The following is a 22,985-nucleotide window of genomic DNA, read 5'->3' on the forward strand; positions in this document are numbered from 1 at the left end:
TGTGGGATTCTCAGTGGAACCCCGCTGACCCGGCGGCGTGTAATCCGTTGTTCCGTGTCAGTGGAGGCGCATTATAGGGAGTTATTTCAGGCTGACAAGGGGAAATTTAAAATAATTTTCCGAGTGCGTAATATTTCACCAAAACTGATTAAACTGCCAGTTTTTCGAGCGTTTTGAAGCCATAACGCTGGAGGACTGGCAGTAATTGTTCAGCTTCAGGCGTCATTGCCATACAAAAGGCAATATTCTCGTCAGCTGATTTTGCGTCAGGCGCTTCATGTTCTAACAACCAAGCCGTGCGACGCGCAATCGCGGCACCGGAATCCACCAGTCGCGTCCCTTCAGGTAGAACCTGTAAAAGTTCTTCCTGTAATAGAGGGAAATGCGTACATCCGAGAACAACCGTATCCGGCGGTTCCGACATCCGCAACCATGGTCGCAGAATGCGGCGCAACTCATCCAGAGGAACCGCTTCTCCGTGCAGCTTCGCTTCCGCCAGTTCCACCAGCTCAGCGGAACCCAACATCGCGATCTGACACTCGTTCGCAAAACGCGCAATCAACTCATGCGTATATGAACGCTTCACCGTCGCTCGCGTCGCCAACAGCCCCACTACACCGTTAGCCGTAAGGCGCGCCGCCGGTTTAATCGCAGGTACCACGCCGACGACCGGGAAAGCGAACTTTTCGCGTAACGCAGGGAGTGACACCGTGCTGGCGGTATTGCAGGCGATAACAGCCAGTGAAAGGGGGTAGCGCTGCTGAACGGCAGTCACAATCTCAACAACACGCTCGACAATAAATTCCTCGCTCTTCTCTCCATAAGGAAAGGCAACGTTATCGAAAGCGTATATATAGTGGAGATCCGGCAAGAGGTTGCGGATCTCATTGTAGACCGACAACCCACCGACGCCGGAATCAAACACCAGCACGGTGGGACGTGGATCAGAAGGTGTAGCTGCCAGACAAGGTGTATTCCCGTCCTGCAGTTGGGTAGCCATAAACTGTCTCGTAATCTTTATCGAACAGGTTGGCGATTTTACCACGAACTGTCAGCTGTGAGGTGATCGGATATGACACCGCCAGATCCCACAAACTCACTCCACCCATTTTCACCGGCTGGTAGGTAACATAGTCCGTGTCATAGCGGGTTCCCAGATATTGATACGTCAGACCCCAGTCAAAATCATAGACCTGCCAGTCGAGCTGATACTTCACCTGCTGTTTGGAACGCCGGGCCAGCGGCTTGTCCGTAATCGCATTGCGCGAATCGACGTAGTCATAGCTCAGCGTATGCGCCAGCGGACCCGTATCGAAGTTCGCCGTTGCCTCAACACCTTTAATCCGCACTTTCCCTTCGTTATAGTATTTTTCCGTATGGGTGTTGTAATCGATCATGTTATCGATATCGTTACGATACCCTGACACACGCCAGGTCACCCCTGCCGTTAGTCCTTCAAACGCCCCTTCCCACTGCTTACTCTCCTCTGGATTCAGATTCGAGTTGCCGTAATAGCCATGCAACTGTCCCAGATTAGGTGCTTTATAGGAGGTACCATAAGAAGCAATGAAACGATAACCGTCAATAAACGCCCATCCGGCGCTGGTTTGCCATGTGCCATGCCGACCAAACTGGGAGTTGTCGTCGCTGCGCGCCGCGCCTTCTAAGGTGAAATCGCCGAGCTGTTGCAATCCGGTCAGATAAAGGCCTGTGTTACGCTGATCGTAACCGTCCGTAACATACCCGGTGCCTGGCTCTGTGGTTTGCTTTTGCCAGTCGACACCTGCACCGACGTTGCCGTGGCCAACCACCATACTGTTTGACCACTGCACGTTATATTGCTTCATCTCATCCAGGGTCGCCGACGAGTCATAGCGGCCATAATCTGGATCATAGTTGTAGTCTTTGCTGTGGCTGTAGCTGGAAACCAGCTGTGACTGGATTTGCTCGCCATTAAAGCGCAGTCCGGCATCCCAGCTTTGGCTGTAGAGCTTGCGGGTATCGAGAAGCGCCGACCCCGGGGAATAATAGGAGTCATAATTGGTGCGGTTATCATAGCCATAGCCGCGCACAAACCCGCTCCAGGTGTCGGAGAAATTATGTTCCAGCGCACCATACAGCGTCTTACTTAAGAAACCGTCCTTGTCGGGCTGCGCCTGTGCGCCTGTGCTGCCGTAGGCGACAACGTCAAACCCTTTGGTATAGGCGTAATCTCCCATCAGCGTCACGCGCGTATTCTCACCAAGCTGTTGCTGCGTCGAGATGTCGTAATTCTGATAACCATTACTGCCCACACCGGCGGTCAATTCCGTCCCCGGTTTTTCTCGCGTGGTAATAATATTCACCACACCGCCGATCGCATCAGAACCGTAAACAGCGGAACGCGGCCCGCGAATGTATTCAATACGTTGCACCAGTGATACCGGGAACTGGCTGAGATCGGCTGAGCCGCTCACGCCCGCCAAATTCAGGCGCACGCCGTCAATCAGCACCAGAACATGACTGGCGTTGGTCCCACGAATAAAAATAGATGAATTCTGCCCCATGCCGCCGCTTTGCGCGATATCGACACCCGGCAGGCGGCGAAGAACGTCATTCACAGAGGTAGATTGCCAGCGATCGATTTCCTGGCGCGTAACAACGGTGATGGGAGCAAGCACTGCACTAAGGGGTTGCTGAAAACGGTTAGCCGTAACGACGAGAGTGTCTGGGCTAGCATCCTGCGCCCAACCAGAAAATGCCGCGACGGAAAGTGCCGTCAGCAGCAATGATTTTTTAATCATTGTAAAGCATCCACAATATAAGAAGGATGCCGCAGGTCCCACCGATAGTACGCGATGATGAAAACCAGATGCGACGTTAGCCGGCAGGTCTTCGGGCTTGGAAGGTTATTCAATATAGCGAATAAAAAGAAATGAAGACTTCCCACCCAAAGGCAGTGTCTGCTTACGCTCTCATCTCACCTTTCCTTACCGCTGCGCGTCAGCTCCAGATTTACACTGGATTCCCTTTTAACTCACAGGACCGGAACGCGGATGCTACAGTTTGTTGTAACCGACTGTCCAGACTGTGTATCACAATATTAGAAATCATCAATAACTGGACATCTACTGAGCAATCCCTACAATCCCCGCGTACTTTTATTTTTCAGGACGCATCATGACCCCAGAACACCTCCCGACAGAACAGTATGACGCGCAGCTAGCCGATAAAGTGGCTCGTTTACAGAGCTTAATGACGCCATTTACTGATCAGGCTCCGGAAGTGTTTCGCTCGCCGGTCAGTCATTACCGCATGCGCGCTGAATTCCGCCTGTGGCATGACGCTGACGACCTGTACCACATCATGTTTGAAAGCCAGACAAAAAACCGTATTCGCGTCGACAGCTTTCCGGCAGCCAGCGAACTCATCAACACACTGATGAGGGCCATGATTGAAGGCGTTCGTCACAATCACGTCCTGCGTCATAAATTGTTCCAGATTGATTACCTCACCACCATGAGCAATCAGGCGGTGGTATCCATGCTGTACCATAAAAAGTTAGATGACGAATGGCGTCAGGAAGCCGAAGCACTGCGGGATGCGCTACGCACGAAAAACCTGAATGTGCATCTGATTGGCCGGGCGACCAAAACCAAAATCGCGTTGGATCAAGATTACATCGATGAACGTTTGCCGGTTGCGGGTAAAGAGATTATCTACCGCCAGGTTGAGAACAGCTTCACGCAGCCGAATGCCGCCATGAACATTCAGATGCTGGAATGGGCGATTGATGTCACCAAAGATTCGCAGGGCGACCTGCTTGAATTGTACTGCGGTAATGGCAACTTCTCGTTAGCGCTGGCGCAGAACTTCAATCGTGTACTGGCCACCGAAATCGCCAAACCGTCCGTGGCTGCCGCGCAGTACAATATTGCGGCTAACCATATTGATAACGTGCAAATTATTCGTATGTCTGCGGAAGAGTTTACTCAGGCGATGAACGGGGTGCGCGAGTTCAACCGTTTACAGGGCATCGATCTGAAAAGTTACCAGTGTGAGACCATTTTCGTTGATCCGCCGCGCAGCGGTCTGGACAGTGAGACGGAGAAGATGGTGCAGGCGTATCCGCGAATTCTGTACATCTCCTGCAACCCGGAGACGCTGTGTAAGAACCTGGAAACGTTGAGCCAGACGCACAATGTGTCACGTCTGGCGCTGTTCGATCAGTTCCCGTATACGCACCACATGGAGTGCGGCGTACTGTTAACGAAGAAGTAAGACTGAACGTAGGCCAGATAAGCACTACCGGTTCAAATTGCCGGATGGCGGCTTTGCCTTATCCGGCCTACAGCTACAACTGTTACTCCGCGATTTCCTGCTTACGGTTACGCACCTTAAAGCCGATCCAGAACACCAGAATCACCGACAGGACCGCCGGGAAGAAGTTAGAGCCGATATCCGGGTATTCCGCGCGCACCACGGTGCTGTACAACAAAACACCGAGAATAAAACAGGCCGCAGCCAGACCTGGCAGCCCCACAGGCATCGTGCGATTCTGGTAACGTTGATGCAGGCAGTAAACCGTCAGCACCAGCGAAATAATCGGGAATACAGAGAATGGTACAATGGAGCTAAACAGCGCCGCAAATGTACCATTGATCGATAAGCCAGCAACCAGCGCCAGCAGCAGCGTACCTTTATCTTGACCTGACTGTTTCATTGCTCGTCCTTCTCGTTACTCGGAGTGATGCGTCATCTTCTCTTGTTCACGGCGATACCAGTAAAATGCGCCTTTGGCGATCATGCGCAGTTGCAATACCAGCCGCTCTTCCAGTTGTCGACGCTGTTCGGCGCCAACATCCAGCGCTTCTGCCCCCGCACTGAAAACAATCGTCACCATGGCTTCGGCTTGTGCTTCAGTAAACGCACGAGGCATATGGTTTTCGAGTTCCAGATAGTCCGCAAGTTCCGCAATGAAATGCTGAATTTCGCGAGCTACGGCGGCACGAAACGCCGCAGAGGTACCAGACCGCTCGCGCAATAATAAACGGAAGGCGTTGGGATTGTTGCCGATGAACTCCATAAATGTTGAGACCGAGGTGCGGATCACACTGCCGCCCTTGGCGATACGCTGACGCGCCTGGCGCATCAACTGGCGGAGCATCAGGCCACTCTCGTCCACCATCGTCAGGCCGAGCTCATCCACATCGCGAAAATGGCGATAAAATGAGGTTGGCGCAATGCCCGCTTCACGAGCAACTTCACGTAAACTGAGGCTGGCAAAACTGCGCTCTGCACTCAATTGACTAAATGCAGCCTCAACCAGCGAACGCCGGGTTTTTTCTTTTTGTTGCGCTCTAACGCCCATCACGATGTCTGAATCCTTCCTTATACCTTGCTGGCACTATACCAGAGATTAAGCGGTTGGCATGGCTTTGTGAATGATTGTTTACGCGCAGTTTGTGCTTCGACTTCGCAAAAAAGCACAACGATAATTGGGTTATCCTGACAACGATGTTACTATTCTGTTGCTTTTATGTATAAGAACAGGTAAGCCTGACCATGTCACATTCCTACGATTACGATGCAATAGTAATAGGTTCCGGCCCCGGCGGCGAAGGCGCTGCAATGGGTCTGGTTAAGCAAGGCGCGCGCGTCGCCGTTATTGAGCGCTATCATAACGTCGGCGGAGGTTGTACCCACTGGGGCACCATCCCGTCTAAAGCACTCCGCCACGCCGTCAGCCGTATCATTGAATTCAATCAGAACCCACTCTACAGCGACCATTCCCGGCTTCTTCGCTCTTCTTTTGCCGATATTCTTAACCATGCCGATAACGTCATTAATCAGCAAACGCGTATGCGGCAAGGATTTTACGAGCGTAACCACTGTGAAATTTTGCAGGGGAATGCCCGTTTTGTTGACGAACACACCCTCGCTCTGGAATGCCACGACGGTACGGTGGAAACGCTCACGGCAGATAAATTTGTTATTGCCTGCGGTTCGCGCCCCTACCACCCAAACGATGTCGATTTTTCACATCCGCGCGTTTACGACAGCGATTCCATTCTCAGTCTGCACCATGAACCTCGCCACGTTCTGATCTATGGCGCGGGGGTCATTGGCTGTGAATATGCGTCGATCTTCCGGGGAATGGACGTCAAAGTTGATCTGATTAATACCCGTGACCGTCTGCTGGCGTTTCTTGATCAAGAGATGTCCGACTCGCTGTCTTATCACTTCTGGAACAGCGGCGTGGTGATTCGCCATAACGAAGAATACGAGAAAATTGAAGGCTGCGATGATGGCGTCATCATGCACCTGAAATCCGGGAAGAAACTGAAAGCCGACTGCCTGCTGTACGCCAACGGCCGTACCGGTAACACCGATTCCTTAGCGCTGGAGAATATTGGCCTGAAGACGGACAGCCGCGGCCAGCTAAAAGTGAACAGCATGTACCAGACGGCGCTGCCGCATGTGTATGCCGTAGGGGATGTGATCGGTTATCCGAGCCTTGCTTCCGCAGCCTACGATCAAGGCCGTATCGCCGCCCAGGCGCTGGTGAAGGGTGAAGCCACCGCGCACCTGATCGAAGATATTCCGACAGGCATTTACACCATTCCCGAAATCAGCTCCGTCGGTAAAACTGAACAGCAACTGACGTCAATGAAAGTCCCTTACGAGGTTGGCCGCGCGCAGTTTAAACATCTGGCACGCGCACAAATCGTCGGGATGAGTGTCGGAACATTGAAGATTCTGTTCCATCGGGAGACCAAAGAGATTTTAGGCATCCACTGCTTTGGCGAACGCGCTGCCGAAATTATTCATATCGGTCAGGCAATAATGGAGCAAAAAGGTGGTGGTAACACCATCGAGTACTTCGTTAACACCACCTTTAACTACCCAACCATGGCGGAAGCCTATCGGGTAGCTGCACTGAACGGCCTAAACCGCCTGTTTTAACGTGTTGTCGAAATGGCCATCCATTGCACCACGGATGGCCTCTGCCAGCTGTTCATAACGGCTACGCAGCGGCGACCCCGGACGGTACACCAGCCCAATGGTACGACGCGGTTCAGGTTTAATACACGGCACATAGACCACACCATCACGTTTACGCTCCGGTGGAACGGCCAGTGCGGGCAGTAAGGTAATCCCGCTACCTGCTGCCACCATATTGCGCAGCGTTTCCAGACTGGTTGCCCGGAAATGGGTGTCTTCATCGGCCCCGGCTTCAAAACAAAAGCCCATCGCCTGGTCACGCAAACAGTGACCATCTTCGAGCATCAACAGTTTTTCACCTGCCAGATCGGACATCGGTACGCGGTCGCGGTTTGCCCATGGGTGATCTTCATAGATCGCCAGCATCATCGGCTCATCAAACAACGGAACCTCGATAAACGCTTCACTCTCTTTCACCAGCGCCAGGATCACACAGTCGAGTTTACCGCTGTCCAGTTGCGCCAACAGCTGATGCGTTTGCGCCTCATGCAGGTACATTTCCAGTTTTGGGAAGGTCTGGTGCAACATAGGAATAATATGCGGCAGCAGGTAAGGTCCTACCGTTGGGATCAAACCAATATGCAGCGGGCCGGACATTGTCTCACCCTGTTGGCTTGCCATCTCCTTGAGCACTTTGACCTCGCGCAACACGGTGCGCGCCTGATCCACCAGCAGCAAACCCGCTTGAGTGAACAGCACTTTACGACTCGTACGCTCCAGCAGCATAACGCCAAGCTCATCTTCGAGTTTGCGGATTTGCCCACTCAGCGTTGGCTGGCTGACGTGACAGGAGTCTGCCGCGCGTCGGAAGTGACGATGTTCGGCAAGTGCTACCAGGTATTCAAGATCACGAATATTCATTATTCATCCTCCATTGCCACGATAGTTCGCAGCGATAGGTAGAATAGCAACGAACGATTATCCCTATCAAGCATTCTGTTTAATAATGCACCACAGAAACGGAACGGTACCCCTTTAACCCTTGAAGCTACTGTCCGTTTAGAGAGTTTCTCTCATACTCGAAATAACTAAAGCCAACGTGAACGTTTGCGGACCTTGAGTCCGCATTTTTTTTGCATAAAAAAGCCCGGCGTCGCAAAGCTCGGCCGGGTTATGGTTTGGTAGGACTGATAAGCGTAGCGCCATCAGGCAAAACGGCGCACAGTGCCGGATGACGGCTTCGCCTTATCCGGCCTACAGGCGCGCCTTCGCGTAGTCAATCGCCTGTGCGACCTGCTGTGGTGAAACGCCCCCTTTCGCCGCACGCTTATCAAGGCACGACTGCAGCGCGAGGATCGGGTACACATCATCGCTAATCACCGCGCTGAATTTTTGCAAATCAGCCAGTGATAGTCCTTCCAGCGGTTTGCCCTGACGAATCGCCTCGACCACCGTTTCACCCACGATATGGTGCGCTTCACGGAACGGGACGCCTTTCGCCACCAGGTAATCAGCAAGTTCTGTCGCGTTGGCATAGCCCTGCTGCGCGGCTTCCTGGCAACGTGGGCGTTTTACCTGAATACCGTCCAGCACCAGCGCCGCCATATGCAGGCAGTCCAGCCAGGTATCGAGTGCATCGAACAGCCCTTCTTTATCTTCCTGCATATCCTTGTTATACGCCAGCGGCAGTCCTTTCAGCGTCATCATCATGCCAGTCAACGCACCTTGCACGCGGCCACATTTGCCACGAATCAGCTCTAATGCGTCCGGGTTTTTCTTCTGCGGCATTAATGATGAACCGGAGGTTACGCGATCAGACAGTTCCACAAAACCGGCTTCCCCGGTATTAAAGAAAATCAGATCTTCAGCAAAGCGCGACAGGTGAACCATACCGATAGAGGCATCTGAGAGAAGCTCCAGCACGTGGTCACGATCGGATACGCTGTCCAGACTGTTGCGGGTCGCCGAGGCGAAGCCCAACCAGCCAGCCAGTTGTTCACGATCGATTTCATAGGCGGTACCGGCCAGCGCGCCACAGCCTAACGGGCTGACATCAAGACGCTTGAGCGCATCCTGCAGGCGGCTCTCATCACGCACCAGCATTTCAACATAGGCCAGACACCAGTGAGCAAACGTCACCGGCTGCGCGCGCTGCAGGTGGGTGTACCCCGGCATAACGGCATCCTGGTTATTCTCCGCCGTCACCACCAGCGCGCTTTGCAACTGACGGTTAGCGGACAGCAATTCGAGCACCGTGTCTTTGCACCACAGTTTAAGATCGGTTGCCACCTGATCATTACGGCTACGCCCGGTATGCAGTTTTTTACCCAGCGCCCCGACTTTATCGATGAGCTTACCTTCTACCCAGCTGTGAATATCTTCTGCATCGCTTTGCAGGATCTGCTGTGGGTCGAGACGCACCTCTTCCAGCAGAGTGTTCAGCGCCTCTTCCAACTGACGTTGTTCATCAGCAGTCAACACACCGACCGTGACCAGCGCTTTGGACCAGGCCACAGAACCAACAATATCCTGCTCGGCCAGGCGGTAATCGAAGCGCAAAGAGTCGTTGAACTGTTTGAACCGCTGATCCGCTGCCTGTGTAAAACGCCCACCCCAAAGTGCCATAACGAATTTCCTTAATATGATATTTTGCCCGGTGGCGCTACGCTTACCGGGCCTACAAAACCCATCCAGGCCGGATAAAGCGCTGCCGCTACCCGGCACATTAATAGTTAAGCCAGAATACGCGTACCGATCGGCGTGCCGTTAAACAGCGCCGGGAGTTGTTCGGCATGACGCCAGGAGGCGATATCCACCGGACGCCCCAGCGTACGTGCCGCATCCAACGCTGCGTTCACCTTCACAATCATGCCATCGGTAATAATACCCTGCTCAATCAACTGTTCCGCTTTGGCAGCGGTCATTTCGGCAATCCGCTGGCCTTTACCATCCAGAATACCGCTGACGTCAGACAACAGGATCAGATCCGCACCCAGCGTTGCCGCCAGCGCCGTCGCAGCCTGATCGGCATTGACGTTCATCAGTTGCCCTTCTTCCGTGACGCCTATCGAGCTGACGACCGGTAGAAAACCGTTTTCCAGTAGCGTGTTAATCAGCTTAGGAGAACCAGGCTGTGCCAGTCCAACATGACCTAACGCTACATCGAGCTGGGTCACTTTTACGCTGTTGCCATCGCCAAGGTACAGACCAACAGCGTCAATATGGTGTTTCTTCGCCCACGCCAGCAACGTTTTATTCGCCGTTCCGGCCAGGGCACCGGTAATGATGTCGATCTGGTCGGCTGGCGTCACGCGCAGACCATTTTTCTTTGTCACCGGCAAGTTGAGCCCTTTCATCAGCTCGTCAACCACGCAGCCGCCACCGTGCACAATGACCAGCGGACGCTGGTGCGACTCGCGATAATTGACCAGAGCGGTAAACAAACGCTCCAGCGCCTCTTCGCTATCCAGTAAAACGCCGCCCAGCTTGATAATTAATGGATTCATCATTGCACCCTTAAAGAAGAGACTGCGTTTCAGCAAAGCCGAAACGGATATTTGCGCACTGCATCGCCTGGGCGGCAGCGCCTTTCAATAAATTGTCTTCGGTTGCCACCACAATCAGGTGCTCGCCCTGAACAGCAAAACCGATATCGCAGAACGGTAAGCCCACCACATTTTTCAGGGCCGGGACACCGTTGTCATACAGACGAACCAGCGGTTTATCACCATAGGCCTGCTGCAGTGCTTGCGCCACCTGCGCATGGGTCACGCCCGGCTTCAAACGACAGGTGATGGTTTCCAAAATACCGCGCGGGAAGTTTCCCAGATGCGGAGTGAAAATCACGTTCGCCCCCAAATGTGTGGCGATCTCCGGCTGATGGCGGTGGGTAAATACACCATACGGTTGCAGGCTCACTTCACAGAAGCTGTTCGAGATGGCAGCTTTACGTCCTGCTCCGCTCACACCACTGGTGGCGTTAATTACCGGCCACTGGCTGAGATCAAGCAGGTTGGCATCAATCAGAGGCTTAAGCGACAACTGCGCCGCCGTGGGATAGCAACCCGGTACAGCAATCAGATTCGCGTCTTTTAGTTTGCTTGCACTCCACTCCGCCAGCCCGTAGACCGCTTGCTCCAGCAGCTCAGGATGCTGATGAGTAAAGCCATAATACTTTTCATAGAAGGCGCCGTCGTTAACACGGAATGCACCAGAGAGGTCAAACACCACGCAGCCCGCTTCCAGAAACTGTGGCGCCAGGTCATGACTAACCTCATGGGCCGTCGCCAGAAACACAACGTCTACCCCTGCGCTAAACTCGCGGATATCCGACATGGGTTGCAACGGCAAATCAACAATGCCCTTTAACTGCGGATGTAAATCAGAGATTAATTTTCCTGCATCATTGCTTTGCGCTGAGACAGTCAAAGCGGTTATGTTCATATCAGGATGGCGATTTACATAGGTCACAAGCTCTGCACCAGCATAGCCACTGGCGCCCACAATCAGCGTATTCAACATCGGGGCTGTTCACCTTCTTATATTCGGTTGCCAGGTATAAGCCTTTATCACCTCACCTTACACTTGGTGGGTTTTATTTCGCTCAACATCATTGTATTTTTATTCACAAATACTGCATGAATATTGATACTATCATGACCCGAGGTGTGTCAACAATGAAAAACAATTTACCGCCATTTATCGAGATTTACCGCGCTCTGATTGCCACACCATCGATCAGCGCCACCGAAGAAGCGCTCGATCAAAGTAATGCAGGTTTAATCACTCTGCTGGCGGATTGGTTCAAAGATTTAGGCTTCAGCGTTGAGGTACAACCGGTTCCCGGCACCCGTAATAAATTCAATATGCTGGCAAGTACAGGCACCGGTGCAGGCGGCCTGCTGCTCGCCGGTCATACCGACACCGTACCGTTTGATGACGGACGTTGGACGCGCGATCCGTTCACCCTGACCGAACATGACAACAAGCTCTACGGACTGGGTACGGCAGATATGAAAGGTTTCTTCGCGTTTATTCTCGATGCACTGCGTGATGTCGATGTGAAACAGCTGAAAAAACCGCTCTACATTCTGGCCACCGCCGATGAAGAAACCAGCATGGCGGGCGCACGCTACTTCTCTGAAAATACGGCGATTCGCCCGGATTGCGCGATCATCGGTGAGCCAACATCCCTGCAGCCAATTCGCGCGCACAAAGGCCATATATCCACGGCGGTGCGCGTGCTCGGCCAGTCTGGCCATTCCAGCGATCCAGCGCGCGGCGTGAACGCCATTGAACTGATGCACGATGCCATCGGCCACATTATGCAGTTACGCGACTCGCTGAAAGCACGCTATCACCACGATTCATTCACCGTGCCTTACCCGACGCTGAACCTCGGTAGTTTGCACGGGGGCGATGCCTCCAACCGTATTTGCGCCTGCTGCGAACTGCACATGGATATCCGCCCGTTGCCGGGAATGACGTTAAGCGACCTGAATGGCTTACTGACGGACGCGCTGGCCCCGGTGAGCGAACGCTGGCCTGGCCGACTGACGGTTTCCGAGCTGCATCCGCCGATCCCGGGTTACGAATGCCCGCCGGATCACCAACTGGTCGAGGTGGTGGAAAAACTGCTCGGCGAGAAAACCGACGTGGTGAACTACTGCACCGAAGCGCCGTTTATCCAGACGCTGTGCCCGACGCTAGTACTGGGACCGGGTTCCATTAATCAGGCACATCAACCAGATGAATATCTGGAAACACGCTTCATTAAGCCTACCCGCGAATTAATTACCCAGGTTGTGCATCATTTTTGCTGGCATTAATGAATCTTGCCCAGTGGCGCTACGCTTACCGGGTCTACCCCGTCTTGTAGGCCGGATAAGCGCAGCGCCATCCGGCATCTCTATGTCACATGTTCATAAGCATTTCTTATTTGGCACGATGCGAATTAACTTTAATAAATTCCCGCCATTTTTTCGTTTGCTGAACCGATTTCGCAGCAATTGACGTCAGGTGTTTTACGTGGCTTTATAAAAGACGGCTAAAAAGTTAAGTCCGAAAAATTTCACTTTGCTTCAGCGTGGGATATTAGGACGCATAAATTAAAGATGGGGTGTCTGGGTTAATGAACGAACAATATTCCGCGTTGCGTAGTAATGTCAGTATGCTCGGCAAAGTGCTGGGAGAAACCATCAAGGATGCGCTGGGAGAGAACATTCTCGATCGCGTAGAAACAATCCGTAAGCTGTCTAAATCATCCCGCGCTGGCAATGAAGCGAACCGTCAGGAACTGCTCACTACGCTGCAGAATCTGTCTAACGACGAGCTGTTGCCAGTTGCCCGTGCGTTTAGTCAGTTCCTGAACCTGGCCAATACCGCCGAACAGTACCACAGCATTTCGCCAAAAGGCGAAGCTGCCAGCAACCCGGAAGTGATTGCCCGTACCCTGCGTAAACTGAAAGACCAGCCCAACCTCGATGAAGCGACAATCAAAAAAGCCGTGGAATCGCTCTCTCTGGAGCTGGTCCTGACCGCACACCCAACCGAAATCACCCGCCGTACGTTGATTCATAAAATGGGTGAGGTTAACGCATGCCTCAAGCAGCTTGATAACAAAGACATCGTCGATTACGAACGCCACCAGTTGATGCGCCGCCTGCGCCAGCTAATCGCCCAATCATGGCACACGGATGAAATCCGTAAACTGCGTCCCAGCCCGGTTGATGAAGCCAAATGGGGCTTCGCCGTGGTTGAAAATAGCCTGTGGGAAGGTGTACCGAACTATCTGCGTGAACTGAATGAACAGCTGGAAGCGCATCTGAACTACAAGCTGCCCGTCGATTTTGTCCCGGTCCGATTCACCTCGTGGATGGGCGGTGACCGTGACGGTAACCCGAACGTAACGGCAGATATCACCCGCCACGTGCTGCTGCTCAGCCGCTGGAAAGCGACCGATCTGTTCCTGAAAGACATCCAGTTTCTGGTTTCTGAACTGTCGATGGTCGAAGCCACACCTGAGCTATTAGCGCTGGTGGGTGAAGAAGGCGCGGCAGAACCCTATCGCCATCTGATGAAAATGCTCCGTTCGCGTCTGATGACGACCCAGGCCTGGCTGGAAGCGCGTCTGAAAGGCGAAAAATTGCCGAAACCTGCAGGTCTGCTGACACAAAACGAACAGCTATGGGAACCGCTGTACGCGTGTTATCAGTCGCTGCAAGCCTGCGGTATGGGCATCATCGCCAATGGCGAACTGCTCGATACCCTGCGCCGGGTGAAATGTTTTGGCGTCCCGCTGGTGCGTATCGATATTCGTCAGGAAAGTACCCGTCATACCGAAGCGCTGGGCGAACTGACCCGTTACCTGGGCATTGGCGACTACGAAAGCTGGTCAGAAGCAGACAAACAGGCCTTCCTGATCCGCGAACTGAACTCCAAACGTCCACTGCTGCCGCGCAGCTGGGAACCGAGTAACGATACCCGCGAAGTCCTCGATACCTGTCGGGTGATTGCCGAAGCACCTCATGGTTCTATTGCTGCCTACGTGATCTCGATGGCAAAAACACCGTCGGATGTGCTGGCCGTTCACCTGTTACTGAAAGAAGCTGGCATCGGTTTTACCATGCCGGTAGCGCCGCTGTTTGAAACGCTGGACGACCTCAACAATGCTGACGATGTAATGACTCAGTTGTTGAATATCGACTGGTACCGCGGTCTGATTCAGGGCAAGCAGATGGTCATGATTGGCTACTCTGATTCCGCAAAAGACGCTGGCGTGATGGCGGCGTCCTGGGCGCAATATCAGGCGCAGGATGCGTTGATCAAAACCTGCGAAAAAGCCGGCATTGAACTGACGTTGTTCCACGGCCGGGGGGGATCTATCGGCCGCGGCGGCGCTCCGGCCCATGCGGCACTGCTCTCCCAACCACCCGGCAGCCTGAAAGGCGGACTGCGCGTCACTGAGCAGGGTGAGATGATCCGCTTCAAATACGGTCTGCCAGAAGTGACCATCAGCAGCCTGTCTCTGTACACCGCCGCGATCCTGGAAGCCAACCTGCTACCACCGCCGGAACCGAAAGACAGCTGGTGCCATATTATGGATGAGCTGTCAGATATCTCCTGCAAGCTGTACCGTGGTTACGTGCGTGAGAACAAAGACTTTGTACCTTACTTCCGCTCAGCAACTCCCGAGCAGGAACTGGGTAAATTACCGCTCGGCTCACGTCCAGCTAAGCGCCGTCCGACCGGTGGGGTAGAGTCTTTGCGTGCCATTCCGTGGATCTTCGCCTGGACACAAAACCGCCTGATGCTCCCGGCCTGGCTGGGCGCAGGTACCGCACTGCAAAAAGTGGTTGAAGACGGTAAACAGAGCGAACTTGAAGCGATGTGCCGCGACTGGCCATTCTTCTCCACGCGCCTTGGCATGCTGGAAATGGTGTTCTCGAAAGCGGACCTGTGGCTGGCGGAATACTACGATCAGCGTCTGGTCAAAAAAGAGCTATGGCCGTTGGGTGAAGAACTGCGCCACCGTCTGGAGGCCGACATCAACGTGGTGCTGGCCATCGCCAACGACTCACATTTGATGGCCGACCTGCCGTGGATTGCCGAGTCGATTCAGTTAAGGAATATTTATACCGATCCGCTGAACGTGCTACAGGCTGAACTGTTACACCGTTCGCGTCTGGCAGAAGAACACGGTGAAGCTCCCGATCCGCGCGTTGAACAAGCGCTGATGGTCACCATCGCCGGTGTCGCTGCGGGAATGCGTAATACCGGTTAAGTGAGTCCTCTGTCACCCTCGTGCTATTGCGCGAGGGTGACCTCAAAATCGCTTGTCATAACCACTTCATTTCAAATATATTTCTTCTTTGATTCATTCTTCACTTCATAAATGAATCATCAACAAGAAGCGTTTTTAATATCACAATGCTTCAGATCCCCTTAAGATTTAGCCGCTACTCTTGGCGACACGATTAATGACAGGCTCACACTATGCACTCCTTATCATCCCAGTCTAAACCCCCGTTTAGCTGGAAGGCCCTGGGTTGGGCACTTCTCTATTTTTGGTTTTTTTCTTCATTACTGCAGGCCATTATCTATTTTAGTGGTTACAGCGGCACGAATGGATTACGCGACTCGATATTATTCAGTTCGCTATGGTTGATCCCGGTATTTTTATTTCCCAATCGTATCCGTATTATTGCCGCCATCATTGGCGTCGTGCTGTGGGCAGCGTCACTCGCCGCACTAAGCTATTACGTCATTTACGGGCAGGAGTTCTCACAGAGCGTGCTGTACGTGATGTTTGAGACCAATGCCAACGAAGCCAGTGAATATTTAAGCCAGTATTTCAGCCTCAAGATTGTCTTCATCGCGCTGGCCTATACCGCCGTGGCGATTCTGCTGTGGACGCGCCTGCGCCCGGTTTATATTCCCTCCCCCTGGCGTTATCTGGTGTCGTTTGCGCTGTTATACGGTTTGATTCTGCACCCGATGGCCGTCAATACGTTTATTAAGCATAAACCTTTTGAGCGAACACTGAACGGTCTTGCCTCACGTATGGAACCCGCTGCGCCGTGGCAGTTTATTTCTGGCTATTATCAATATCGTCAACAGCTGACCTCATTGAACAGTCTGCTGAATGAGAATAATGCGCTGCCGCCGCTAGCACACTTTAAAGACAACTCTGGCGATGCCCCGCGCACGCTGGTGCTGGTAATTGGTGAGTCGACTCAGCGTGGACGCATGAGTCTGTACGGTTACCCGCGCGAAACCACGCCGGAACTGGACGCGCTGCACAAATCCGATCCTAACCTGACCGTATTCAATAATGTCGTGACCTCACGTCCGTACACCATTGAAATCCTGCAGCAGGCGCTGACCTTTGCTAACGAGAAGAACCCGGATTTATATCTGACACAGCCGTCGCTGATGAACATGATGAAACAGGCGGGGTATAAGACCTTCTGGATCACCAACCAGCAAACCATGACCGCCCGTAACACCATGTTGACCGTGTTTTCCAAACAGACGGATAAGCAGTTCTATATGAACCAACAGCGCACCCAAAGTGCGCGTGAATACGACAGCAACGTGCTGGCGCCGTTTAAAGAGGTACTGGCCGATCCGGCGCCGAAAAAATTTATCATTGTTCATCTGCTGGGAACGCATATTAAGTACAAATTCCGCTATCCGGATGGCCAGGGGAAATTCGACAACAATATCGACCACGTTCCTGCAGGACTGAACAGCGATGAGCTGGAAGCCTATAACGATTACGACAGCGCCAATGTGTATAACGACCACATCATTGCCAGCCTGATTAACGACTACAAAGCCACCGATCCAAACGGCTTCCTGCTCTACTTCTCCGACCATGGCGAAGAGGTGTATGACACGCCGCCGCATAAAACGCAGGGGCGTAATGAAGACAACCCAACGCGCCATATGTATACGGTACCGTTCCTGCTATGGACCTCTGAAAAATGGCAGGCCGTACATCCGCGTGACTTCTCGCAAGGCGTTGATCGTAAGTACAGCAGCTCTGAACTTATTCATACCTGGTCTGATTTAGCTGGCTTGACCTACGATGGATTCGACCCGACGCGTGCCATTACCAACCCGCAGTTCAAAGAGACAACCCGCTGGATTGGTAATCCATACAAGAAAAACGCCCTGATTGATTACGATACTCTGCCTTACGGCGATCAAATCGGTAATCAATAACAGTCTGCCGGATGCGCTACGCTTATCCGACCTACAGCTCGCAATGACTTGTAGGCCGGATAAGGCATTAGCCGCCATCCGGCAATAATCACTTGAGGGCGGTTGCTTTCAACGTTACTGTGACCTTGTCTGCTGCCTGCAAGGGATCAACATGTATCACGACGTCAGCCACCTTCTCTCCCGCCTGATTAACGGTCCCCTCCCGCTGCGGCAGGTGTGTTTCGCCAGCACCAACGTCTCAATGCCGGAATTAGCCTATCAGGTTGATTTTCCCCGGCTGGAAATTGTACTGGAAGGCGAGTTTGCTGATGTCAGCATCGGAAACAAACTTACCTCTGGTGATGTGCTGTACGTCCCGGCAGGTGGCTGGAATCTCCCGCAGTGGCACACGCCGGTCACCACACTCAGCATCCTGTTCGGCAAACAGCAGTTAGGTTTCAGCATCGTTCAGTGGGATGGAAAACAATTTCAAAACCTCGCCAAACAACACGTTGCGCGGCGCGGACCGCGTATTGGCTCCTTCCTGCTGCAAACGCTGCATGAGATGCAGATGCAGCCACAGGAGCAACAAACGGCCAGGCTGATCGTCGCCAGTCTGTTAAGCCACTGTCGCGATCTGCTGGGCAGCCAGATCCAGACCGCGTCGCGCAGTCAGGCGCTTTTCGACGCTATTCGCGACTATATCGACGAACGCTACGCCTCGCCACTGACCCGTGAATCCGTCGCCCAGGCGTTCTACATTTCACCGAATTACCTCTCACACCTGTTTCAGAAAACGGGTGCTATCGGTTTTAACGAGTACCTGAACCATACGCGACTGGAACACGCCAAGGCACTGCTGAAGGGTTACGACCTGAAGGTGAAAGAAGTGGCGCACACCTGTGGGTTTGTCGACAGTAACTACTTCTGTCGCCTGTTTCGTAAAAATACAGAACGTTCACCGTCAGAGTATCGTCGGCAATATCACAGCCAGTTAACGGAGAAAGAGGCACATCGGCAGTGAAGCCGTTGCGTAGCGACACAGACTGAGCACAAATCCATCATTTACTGGATTTTTGTAATATACAAGAACCCTCAAAACTCTCTATACCCCAGAATAAACCCATAGCTAATTAACATGTGATGTATCTCTCACTTTGACAGATACATTACATTTATCCAGTTTTTGGCAGATTTGTCAGATAGCGCACGACTGTAAAACGCTCTTATCCTGTACGCAGAACAGCATTCCGGCAACGGGCGGCTAACCGAATATTAAGAGGGTGTTTTGTATGGAACTGTACCTGGATACCGCCAACGTGGCGGAAGTCGAACGTCTGGCACGCATCTTCCCGATTGCTGGCGTCACCACCAACCCGAGCATCGTAGCGGCAAGTAAAGAGCCCATCTGGGATGTGTTGCCGCGCCTGAAAAATGCTATCGGCAAGGACGGCATTTTGTTTGCTCAGACCATGAGCCGGGATGCGCAGGGTATGGTGGAAGAAGCTAAGCGCCTGAGCCACGCCGTGCCGGGGATCGTGGTGAAAATCCCGGTCACCGCCGAAGGTCTGGCCGCGATCAAGATGTTGAAAAAAGAAGGCATCACTACGCTGGGCACCGCCGTGTACAGCGCAGCGCAAGGGCTACTGGCTGCGCTGGCGGGGGCAAAATATGTCGCGCCTTATGTAAACCGTGTTGACGCCCAGGGCGGGGACGGTATCCGCACGGTACAGGAGCTGCAAACATTGCTGGGTTTACATGCGCCAGACAGCATGGTGCTGGCGGCCAGTTTTAAAACGCCACGCCAGGCACTGGATTGCTTACTGGCAGGATGTGAAGCAATCACCCTGCCATTAGATGTAGCGCAACAAATGCTCAATACCCCTGCGGTAGAGTCAGCAATAGAGAAGTTTGAGCAGGACTGGAACAACGCATTTGGTCGGATCACTCTTTAAGGAGATAACGTATGGATCGCATTATTCAATCACCGGGTAAATACATCCAGGGTGCCGATGTTATTACTCGTCTTGGCAGCTACCTCAAACCGCTGGCGGAACGCTGGCTGGTTGTTGGAGACAAATTTGTCTTAGGCTTTGCCCAACCCGCCCTGGAAAAAAGCTTCCAGGATGCCGGTCTGGCGCTGGAAATCGCCCCGTTTGGCGGCGAATGTTCACAACACGAAATCAATCGCCTGCGCGGCGTCGCGGAACAAGCGCAGTGTGGCGCGGTACTCGGCATTGGCGGCGGTAAAACGCTGGATACCGCCAAAGCGCTGGCCCACTTTATGGGCGTGCCGGTCGCCATTGCGCCGACGATTGCCTCAACCGATGCACCGTGCAGCGCATTATCGGTGATTTACACCGATGCCGGTGAATTCGATCGCTATCTGCTGCTGCCGAACAACCCGGACCGGGTCATTGTGGATACCAAAATTGTCGCGGGAGCACCGGCTCGTTTACTTGCCGCCGGCATTGGCGATGCGCTGGCAACCTGGTTTGAAGCCCGCGCCTGTTCACGCAGCGGCGCCACCACCATGGCCGGTGGTCAGTGTACTCAGGCGGCACTGGCGCTGGCCGAATTGTGCTACAACACGCTGATCGAAGAAGGCGAAAAAGCGATGCTGGCCGCCGAGCAGCATGTAGTGACCCCGGCGCTGGAGCGCGTGATTGAAGCCAACACCTACCTGAGCGGCGTCGGTTTTGAAAGCGGTGGGCTGGCCGCAGCGCATGCTATTCACAACGGCCTGACGGCCATCCCGGATGCACATCACTATTATCACGGTGAAAAAGTGGCGTTCGGTACGTTAACGCAATTAGTGCTGGAAAATGCGCCGGTAGAAGAAATTGAAACCGTGGCGGCACTGTGCCACTCCGTTGGTCTGCCAATCACCCTTGCCCAACTGGATATCAAGCAGGATATTCCGGCCAAAATGCGCATCGTGGCCGAAGCGGCCTGTGCCGAAGGCGAAACCATTCACAACATGCCTGGCGGTGCCACGCCGGATCAGGTTTACGCCGCGCTGCTGGTGGCAGATCAGTACGGTCAGCGATTCCTGCAAGAGTGGGAATAAGCGACCAATAAAAATCCCCGCGATTGCGGGGATTTTTTGTATGCCTGGCCGGGGAAGCGTGAACACCCTCCGGCCTTTTTCTTTACTGCAGGTCGAAACGGTCCAGATTCATTACTTTCACCCATGCCGCGACAAAGTCTTTCACAAACTTCTCGTGGGCATCACTGCAGGCATACACTTCAGCCACAGCACGCAGGACCGAGTTAGAGCCAAACACCAGGTCAGCGCGGGTTGCGGTGTACTTCACTTCGCCGCTCAGACGGTCGCGACCTTCAAACAGCTCCTGTGACGCATCAACCGCCTTCCATTCGTGACGCATATCCAGCAGATTGACAAAGAAGTCAGTGCTGAGTACGCCAGGACGATCGGTAAAGACGCCATGCTGGCTGCCATCGAAGTTGGTTCCCAGCACGCGCATACCGCCCACCAGTACGGTCATTTCCGGCGGGGTTAACGTCAGCTGCTGCGCTTTATCGATCAGCAGCGACTCGGTGGTCGACACCTCAGGGCGGGAACGATAATTACGGAAACCATCGGCAATCGGCTTGAGCAGTTCAAACATCTCAATGTCGGTCTGATCCTGACGCGCATCCACACGGCCCGGCGCAAAAGGTACATTGATGCTGACACCCGCCGCGCTTGCCGCCTGCTCTACACCTACAACACCGGCCAGCACGATGATATCGGCCAATGAGGCGGTATGCGCGGATTTATAAATACCTTCCAGCACCGGCAGAACGCGGGCTGCCGTCGCATTCACATCCCAGCCGCGCTGCGGATTCAGCGCCAGGCGCGCCCCGTTAGCCCCACCGCGTTTGTCACCCCCGCGGAACGTTGACGCAGAAGCCCATGCCACCGACACCAACTCGCCCACGGAAAGCCCGGAAGCCGCAATCGTCGCCTTCAGGTTTAGGATATCTTCTTCGCTTGGGTTGAAGAACGCGTGCGGCAGCGGATCCTGCCAAATCAGATCTTCCTGCGGGACTTCAGGTCCAATGTAACGTGATTTTGGCCCTATATCCCGGTGCGTCAGTTTAAACCACGCGCGAGCAAAGGCTTCGTTAAACGCCTGCGGATCGTTGAGGAAACGACGGGAGATCTTCTCGAATTCCGGATCAAAACGCAGCGTCAGATCGGTAACCAGCATCGTCGGCTTACGTTTTTTCGACGGATCAAACGGATCCGGAATAATTTCAGGAGCATCGACCGCTTCAAACTGGATAGCACCGGCCGGGCTGCGGGTCTGTACCCATTCGTATTTGAACAGGTTCTCGAAGAAATAGTTGCTCCACTGGGTCGGCGTTTGCGTCCAGACCACTTCCAGACCGGAGGTGATGTTGTCTGCGCCCACACCGCTACCGTAGCTGCTGGCCCAACCTAAGCCCTGGGCCTCAATCGGTGCCGATTCTGGATCGGGGCCGACGTGCGATGCAGGACCTGCACCGTGGGTTTTACCCAACGTATGACCACCGCCAATCAGCGCCACGGTTTCTTCGTCATTCATCCCCATATTGCCGAAGGTGGCACGAATCGCTGCTGCCGCGGAAAGCGGTTCACCGCTGTGATCCGGCCCTTCCGGGTTCACGTAGATAAGTCCCATCTCAGTCGCACCCAGCGGGGCTTTCGCCAGCTCTTCCGGATGGCGGTGCGTCAACCAGGCTTTTTCGTCACCCCAGTTCACATCCAGATCCGGCTCCCATACGTCTTCACGACCGGCACCAAAGCCAAAGGTACGGAAGCCGGAGTTTTCCAGCGCCACGTTACCCGCGAGGATAAACAGGTCGGCCCAGGAAATTTTCTGACCATACTTTTGCTTAACAGGCCACAACAGACGACGGGCTTTATCCAGGCTCACGTTGTCCGGCCAGGAGTTCAGTGGTGCAAAACGCTGCTGTCCGCGACCTGCGCCACCGCGTCCATCAATGGAGCGATAGGTCCCTGCGCCGTGCCATGCCATACGGATAAACAAACCGGCATACGTGCCCCAGTCAGCGGGCCACCACGGTTGAGATTCGGACAGGAGGGCTCTGAGATCCCCTTTCAGGGCAGAATAGTCGAGTTTGCTAAATTCTTTGCGGTAATTGAAATCTTCACCCAATGGGTTCGAACGGTTGGAGTGTTGGTTCAAAAGGTCTACGCGGAGTTGATTCGGCCACCAGTCGCGGTTATTTCTTCCTGCTCCCGCGCTGGGATCGTGACCTCCTTGATGGAAAGGACACTTACCGGCAGTTGATGCGTTTTGGCTATCGTCGGACATGCTCATCTATATGCTCCCTTTACAGTG

The 22,985-nt window shown here is 53.6% G+C and carries 17 protein-coding genes and 1 riboswitch; of the genes, 8 read left to right on the plus strand and 9 right to left on the minus strand.

Annotation, left to right across the window (positions count from 1 at the left end):
* Nucleotides 1–148: 148 nt before the first annotated feature.
* The gene (gene murI / locus QNN86_RS21135) at nucleotides 149–1,000 is read right to left on the minus strand and encodes a glutamate racemase (RefSeq protein ID WP_096758786.1); all 852 of its coding nucleotides are present in this window, start codon (nucleotides 998–1,000) and stop codon (nucleotides 149–151) included.
* On the minus strand, nucleotides 945–2,783 hold the full coding sequence (gene btuB, locus QNN86_RS21140; protein ID WP_181618101.1) for a TonB-dependent vitamin B12 receptor BtuB: 1,839 nt from the start codon (nucleotides 2,781–2,783) through the stop codon (nucleotides 945–947). Before btuB ends, murI begins: the two co-directional genes overlap by 56 nt.
* Before the next feature lie 64 nt (nucleotides 2,784–2,847).
* Nucleotides 2,848–3,044, minus strand: a riboswitch (cobalamin riboswitch).
* 115 nt (nucleotides 3,045–3,159) lie between these two features.
* On the opposite strand from btuB, the gene trmA reads away from it, so the two are divergent.
* Nucleotides 3,160–4,260: a tRNA (uridine(54)-C5)-methyltransferase TrmA gene (gene trmA / locus QNN86_RS21145; protein ID WP_181618102.1), complete on the plus strand. Its 1,101-nt coding sequence runs from the start codon at nucleotides 3,160–3,162 to the stop codon at nucleotides 4,258–4,260.
* Nucleotides 4,261–4,342: 82 nt separating this feature from the next.
* On the opposite strand, the gene QNN86_RS21150 is transcribed toward trmA, so the two are convergent.
* Both QNN86_RS21150 and fabR read right to left on the minus strand, forming a co-directional pair.
* A complete protein-coding gene (locus QNN86_RS21150; protein ID WP_003825114.1) occupies nucleotides 4,343–4,702 on the minus strand; it encodes a YijD family membrane protein in 360 nt (119 codons plus the stop codon).
* A 15-nt stretch (nucleotides 4,703–4,717) separates the two neighbouring features.
* Nucleotides 4,718–5,353: an HTH-type transcriptional repressor FabR gene (gene fabR, locus QNN86_RS21155; RefSeq protein WP_003028862.1), complete on the minus strand. Its 636-nt coding sequence runs from the start codon at nucleotides 5,351–5,353 to the stop codon at nucleotides 4,718–4,720.
* A 191-nt stretch (nucleotides 5,354–5,544) separates the two neighbouring features.
* On the opposite strand from fabR, the gene sthA reads away from it, so the two are divergent.
* The gene (gene sthA / locus QNN86_RS21160; protein WP_096758790.1) at nucleotides 5,545–6,945 is read left to right on the plus strand and encodes a Si-specific NAD(P)(+) transhydrogenase; all 1,401 of its coding nucleotides are present in this window, start codon (nucleotides 5,545–5,547) and stop codon (nucleotides 6,943–6,945) included.
* Here sthA and oxyR read toward each other — a convergent pair.
* The 4 genes from oxyR to argC all read right to left on the minus strand — a co-directional run bounded on the left by oxyR (nucleotide 6,928) and on the right by argC (nucleotide 11,445).
* The gene (gene oxyR, locus QNN86_RS21165) at nucleotides 6,928–7,845 is read right to left on the minus strand and encodes a DNA-binding transcriptional regulator OxyR (RefSeq protein ID WP_115259743.1); all 918 of its coding nucleotides are present in this window, start codon (nucleotides 7,843–7,845) and stop codon (nucleotides 6,928–6,930) included. The two genes, sthA and oxyR, sit on opposite strands and share 18 nt — an antisense overlap.
* Before the next feature lie 333 nt (nucleotides 7,846–8,178).
* Nucleotides 8,179–9,549: an argininosuccinate lyase gene (argH, locus tag QNN86_RS21170; RefSeq protein WP_181618103.1), complete on the minus strand. Its 1,371-nt coding sequence runs from the start codon at nucleotides 9,547–9,549 to the stop codon at nucleotides 8,179–8,181.
* Nucleotides 9,550–9,656: 107 nt separating this feature from the next.
* Entirely contained in the window at nucleotides 9,657–10,433 is a 777-nt protein-coding gene (gene argB, locus QNN86_RS21175; RefSeq protein ID WP_414212296.1) for an acetylglutamate kinase, read from the minus strand.
* A gap of 7 nt (nucleotides 10,434–10,440) precedes the next feature.
* On the minus strand, nucleotides 10,441–11,445 hold the full coding sequence (gene argC, locus QNN86_RS21180) for an N-acetyl-gamma-glutamyl-phosphate reductase (protein ID WP_181618104.1): 1,005 nt from the start codon (nucleotides 11,443–11,445) through the stop codon (nucleotides 10,441–10,443).
* Nucleotides 11,446–11,600: 155 nt separating this feature from the next.
* Between argC and argE the strand changes: the two genes are divergently transcribed.
* The 6 genes from argE to gldA all read left to right on the plus strand — a co-directional run bounded on the left by argE (nucleotide 11,601) and on the right by gldA (nucleotide 20,701).
* Nucleotides 11,601–12,752 (plus strand): acetylornithine deacetylase, encoded by a 1,152-nt coding sequence (gene argE, locus QNN86_RS21185; protein WP_096758795.1) that lies wholly within the window; start codon nucleotides 11,601–11,603, stop codon nucleotides 12,750–12,752.
* Between the two features lie 302 nt (nucleotides 12,753–13,054).
* The gene (gene ppc, locus QNN86_RS21190; RefSeq protein WP_181618106.1) at nucleotides 13,055–15,706 is read left to right on the plus strand and encodes a phosphoenolpyruvate carboxylase; all 2,652 of its coding nucleotides are present in this window, start codon (nucleotides 13,055–13,057) and stop codon (nucleotides 15,704–15,706) included.
* A 212-nt stretch (nucleotides 15,707–15,918) separates the two neighbouring features.
* Entirely contained in the window at nucleotides 15,919–17,652 is a 1,734-nt protein-coding gene (locus tag QNN86_RS21195; RefSeq protein ID WP_182270629.1) for a phosphoethanolamine transferase CptA, read from the plus strand.
* 151 nt (nucleotides 17,653–17,803) lie between these two features.
* On the plus strand, nucleotides 17,804–18,655 hold the full coding sequence (locus QNN86_RS21200; protein ID WP_181618108.1) for a helix-turn-helix transcriptional regulator: 852 nt from the start codon (nucleotides 17,804–17,806) through the stop codon (nucleotides 18,653–18,655).
* A gap of 268 nt (nucleotides 18,656–18,923) precedes the next feature.
* Nucleotides 18,924–19,586: a fructose-6-phosphate aldolase gene (gene fsa / locus QNN86_RS21205; RefSeq protein ID WP_414212297.1), complete on the plus strand. Its 663-nt coding sequence runs from the start codon at nucleotides 18,924–18,926 to the stop codon at nucleotides 19,584–19,586.
* Between the two features lie 11 nt (nucleotides 19,587–19,597).
* On the plus strand, nucleotides 19,598–20,701 hold the full coding sequence (gene gldA / locus QNN86_RS21210; protein ID WP_181618110.1) for a bifunctional L-1,2-propanediol dehydrogenase/glycerol dehydrogenase: 1,104 nt from the start codon (nucleotides 19,598–19,600) through the stop codon (nucleotides 20,699–20,701).
* Between the two features lie 82 nt (nucleotides 20,702–20,783).
* Here the strand turns inward: gldA and katG are convergent, their stop codons facing one another.
* Nucleotides 20,784–22,964, minus strand: a complete 2,181-nt coding sequence (gene katG / locus QNN86_RS21215; RefSeq protein WP_181618111.1) for a catalase/peroxidase HPI — start codon at nucleotides 22,962–22,964, stop codon at nucleotides 20,784–20,786.
* Between the last annotated feature and the right edge of the window lie 21 nt (nucleotides 22,965–22,985).

It is taken from the genome of Citrobacter sp. C348 (assembly GCF_047467975.1).
Classification (GTDB): Bacteria; Pseudomonadota; Gammaproteobacteria; order Enterobacterales; family Enterobacteriaceae; genus Citrobacter; species Citrobacter gillenii.

What these genes read in the sequence shown, in the direction of transcription:
- QNN86_RS21200 (WP_181618108.1), top strand. Translation starts at nt 17,804, where the DNA reads ATGTATCACGACGTCAGCCACCTTCTCTCCCGCCTGATTAACGGTCCC.
- fsa (WP_414212297.1), top strand. Translation starts at nt 18,924, where the DNA reads ATGGAACTGTACCTGGATACCGCCAACGTGGCGGAAGTCGAACGTCTG.
- argH (WP_181618103.1), bottom strand. Translation starts at nt 9,549, where the DNA reads ATGGCACTTTGGGGTGGGCGTTTTACACAGGCAGCGGATCAGCGGTTC.
- katG (WP_181618111.1), bottom strand. Translation starts at nt 22,964, where the DNA reads ATGAGCATGTCCGACGATAGCCAAAACGCATCAACTGCCGGTAAGTGT.
- QNN86_RS21150 (WP_003825114.1), bottom strand. Translation starts at nt 4,702, where the DNA reads ATGAAACAGTCAGGTCAAGATAAAGGTACGCTGCTGCTGGCGCTGGTT.
- ppc (WP_181618106.1), top strand. Translation starts at nt 13,055, where the DNA reads ATGAACGAACAATATTCCGCGTTGCGTAGTAATGTCAGTATGCTCGGC.
- gldA (WP_181618110.1), top strand. Translation starts at nt 19,598, where the DNA reads ATGGATCGCATTATTCAATCACCGGGTAAATACATCCAGGGTGCCGAT.
- argB (WP_414212296.1), bottom strand. Translation starts at nt 10,433, where the DNA reads ATGATGAATCCATTAATTATCAAGCTGGGCGGCGTTTTACTGGATAGC.
- argE (WP_096758795.1), top strand. Translation starts at nt 11,601, where the DNA reads ATGAAAAACAATTTACCGCCATTTATCGAGATTTACCGCGCTCTGATT.
- btuB (WP_181618101.1), bottom strand. Translation starts at nt 2,783, where the DNA reads ATGATTAAAAAATCATTGCTGCTGACGGCACTTTCCGTCGCGGCATTT.
- sthA (WP_096758790.1), top strand. Translation starts at nt 5,545, where the DNA reads ATGTCACATTCCTACGATTACGATGCAATAGTAATAGGTTCCGGCCCC.
- oxyR (WP_115259743.1), bottom strand. Translation starts at nt 7,845, where the DNA reads ATGAATATTCGTGATCTTGAATACCTGGTAGCACTTGCCGAACATCGT.
- QNN86_RS21195 (WP_182270629.1), top strand. Translation starts at nt 15,919, where the DNA reads ATGCACTCCTTATCATCCCAGTCTAAACCCCCGTTTAGCTGGAAGGCC.
- trmA (WP_181618102.1), top strand. Translation starts at nt 3,160, where the DNA reads ATGACCCCAGAACACCTCCCGACAGAACAGTATGACGCGCAGCTAGCC.
- argC (WP_181618104.1), bottom strand. Translation starts at nt 11,445, where the DNA reads ATGTTGAATACGCTGATTGTGGGCGCCAGTGGCTATGCTGGTGCAGAG.
- murI (WP_096758786.1), bottom strand. Translation starts at nt 1,000, where the DNA reads ATGGCTACCCAACTGCAGGACGGGAATACACCTTGTCTGGCAGCTACA.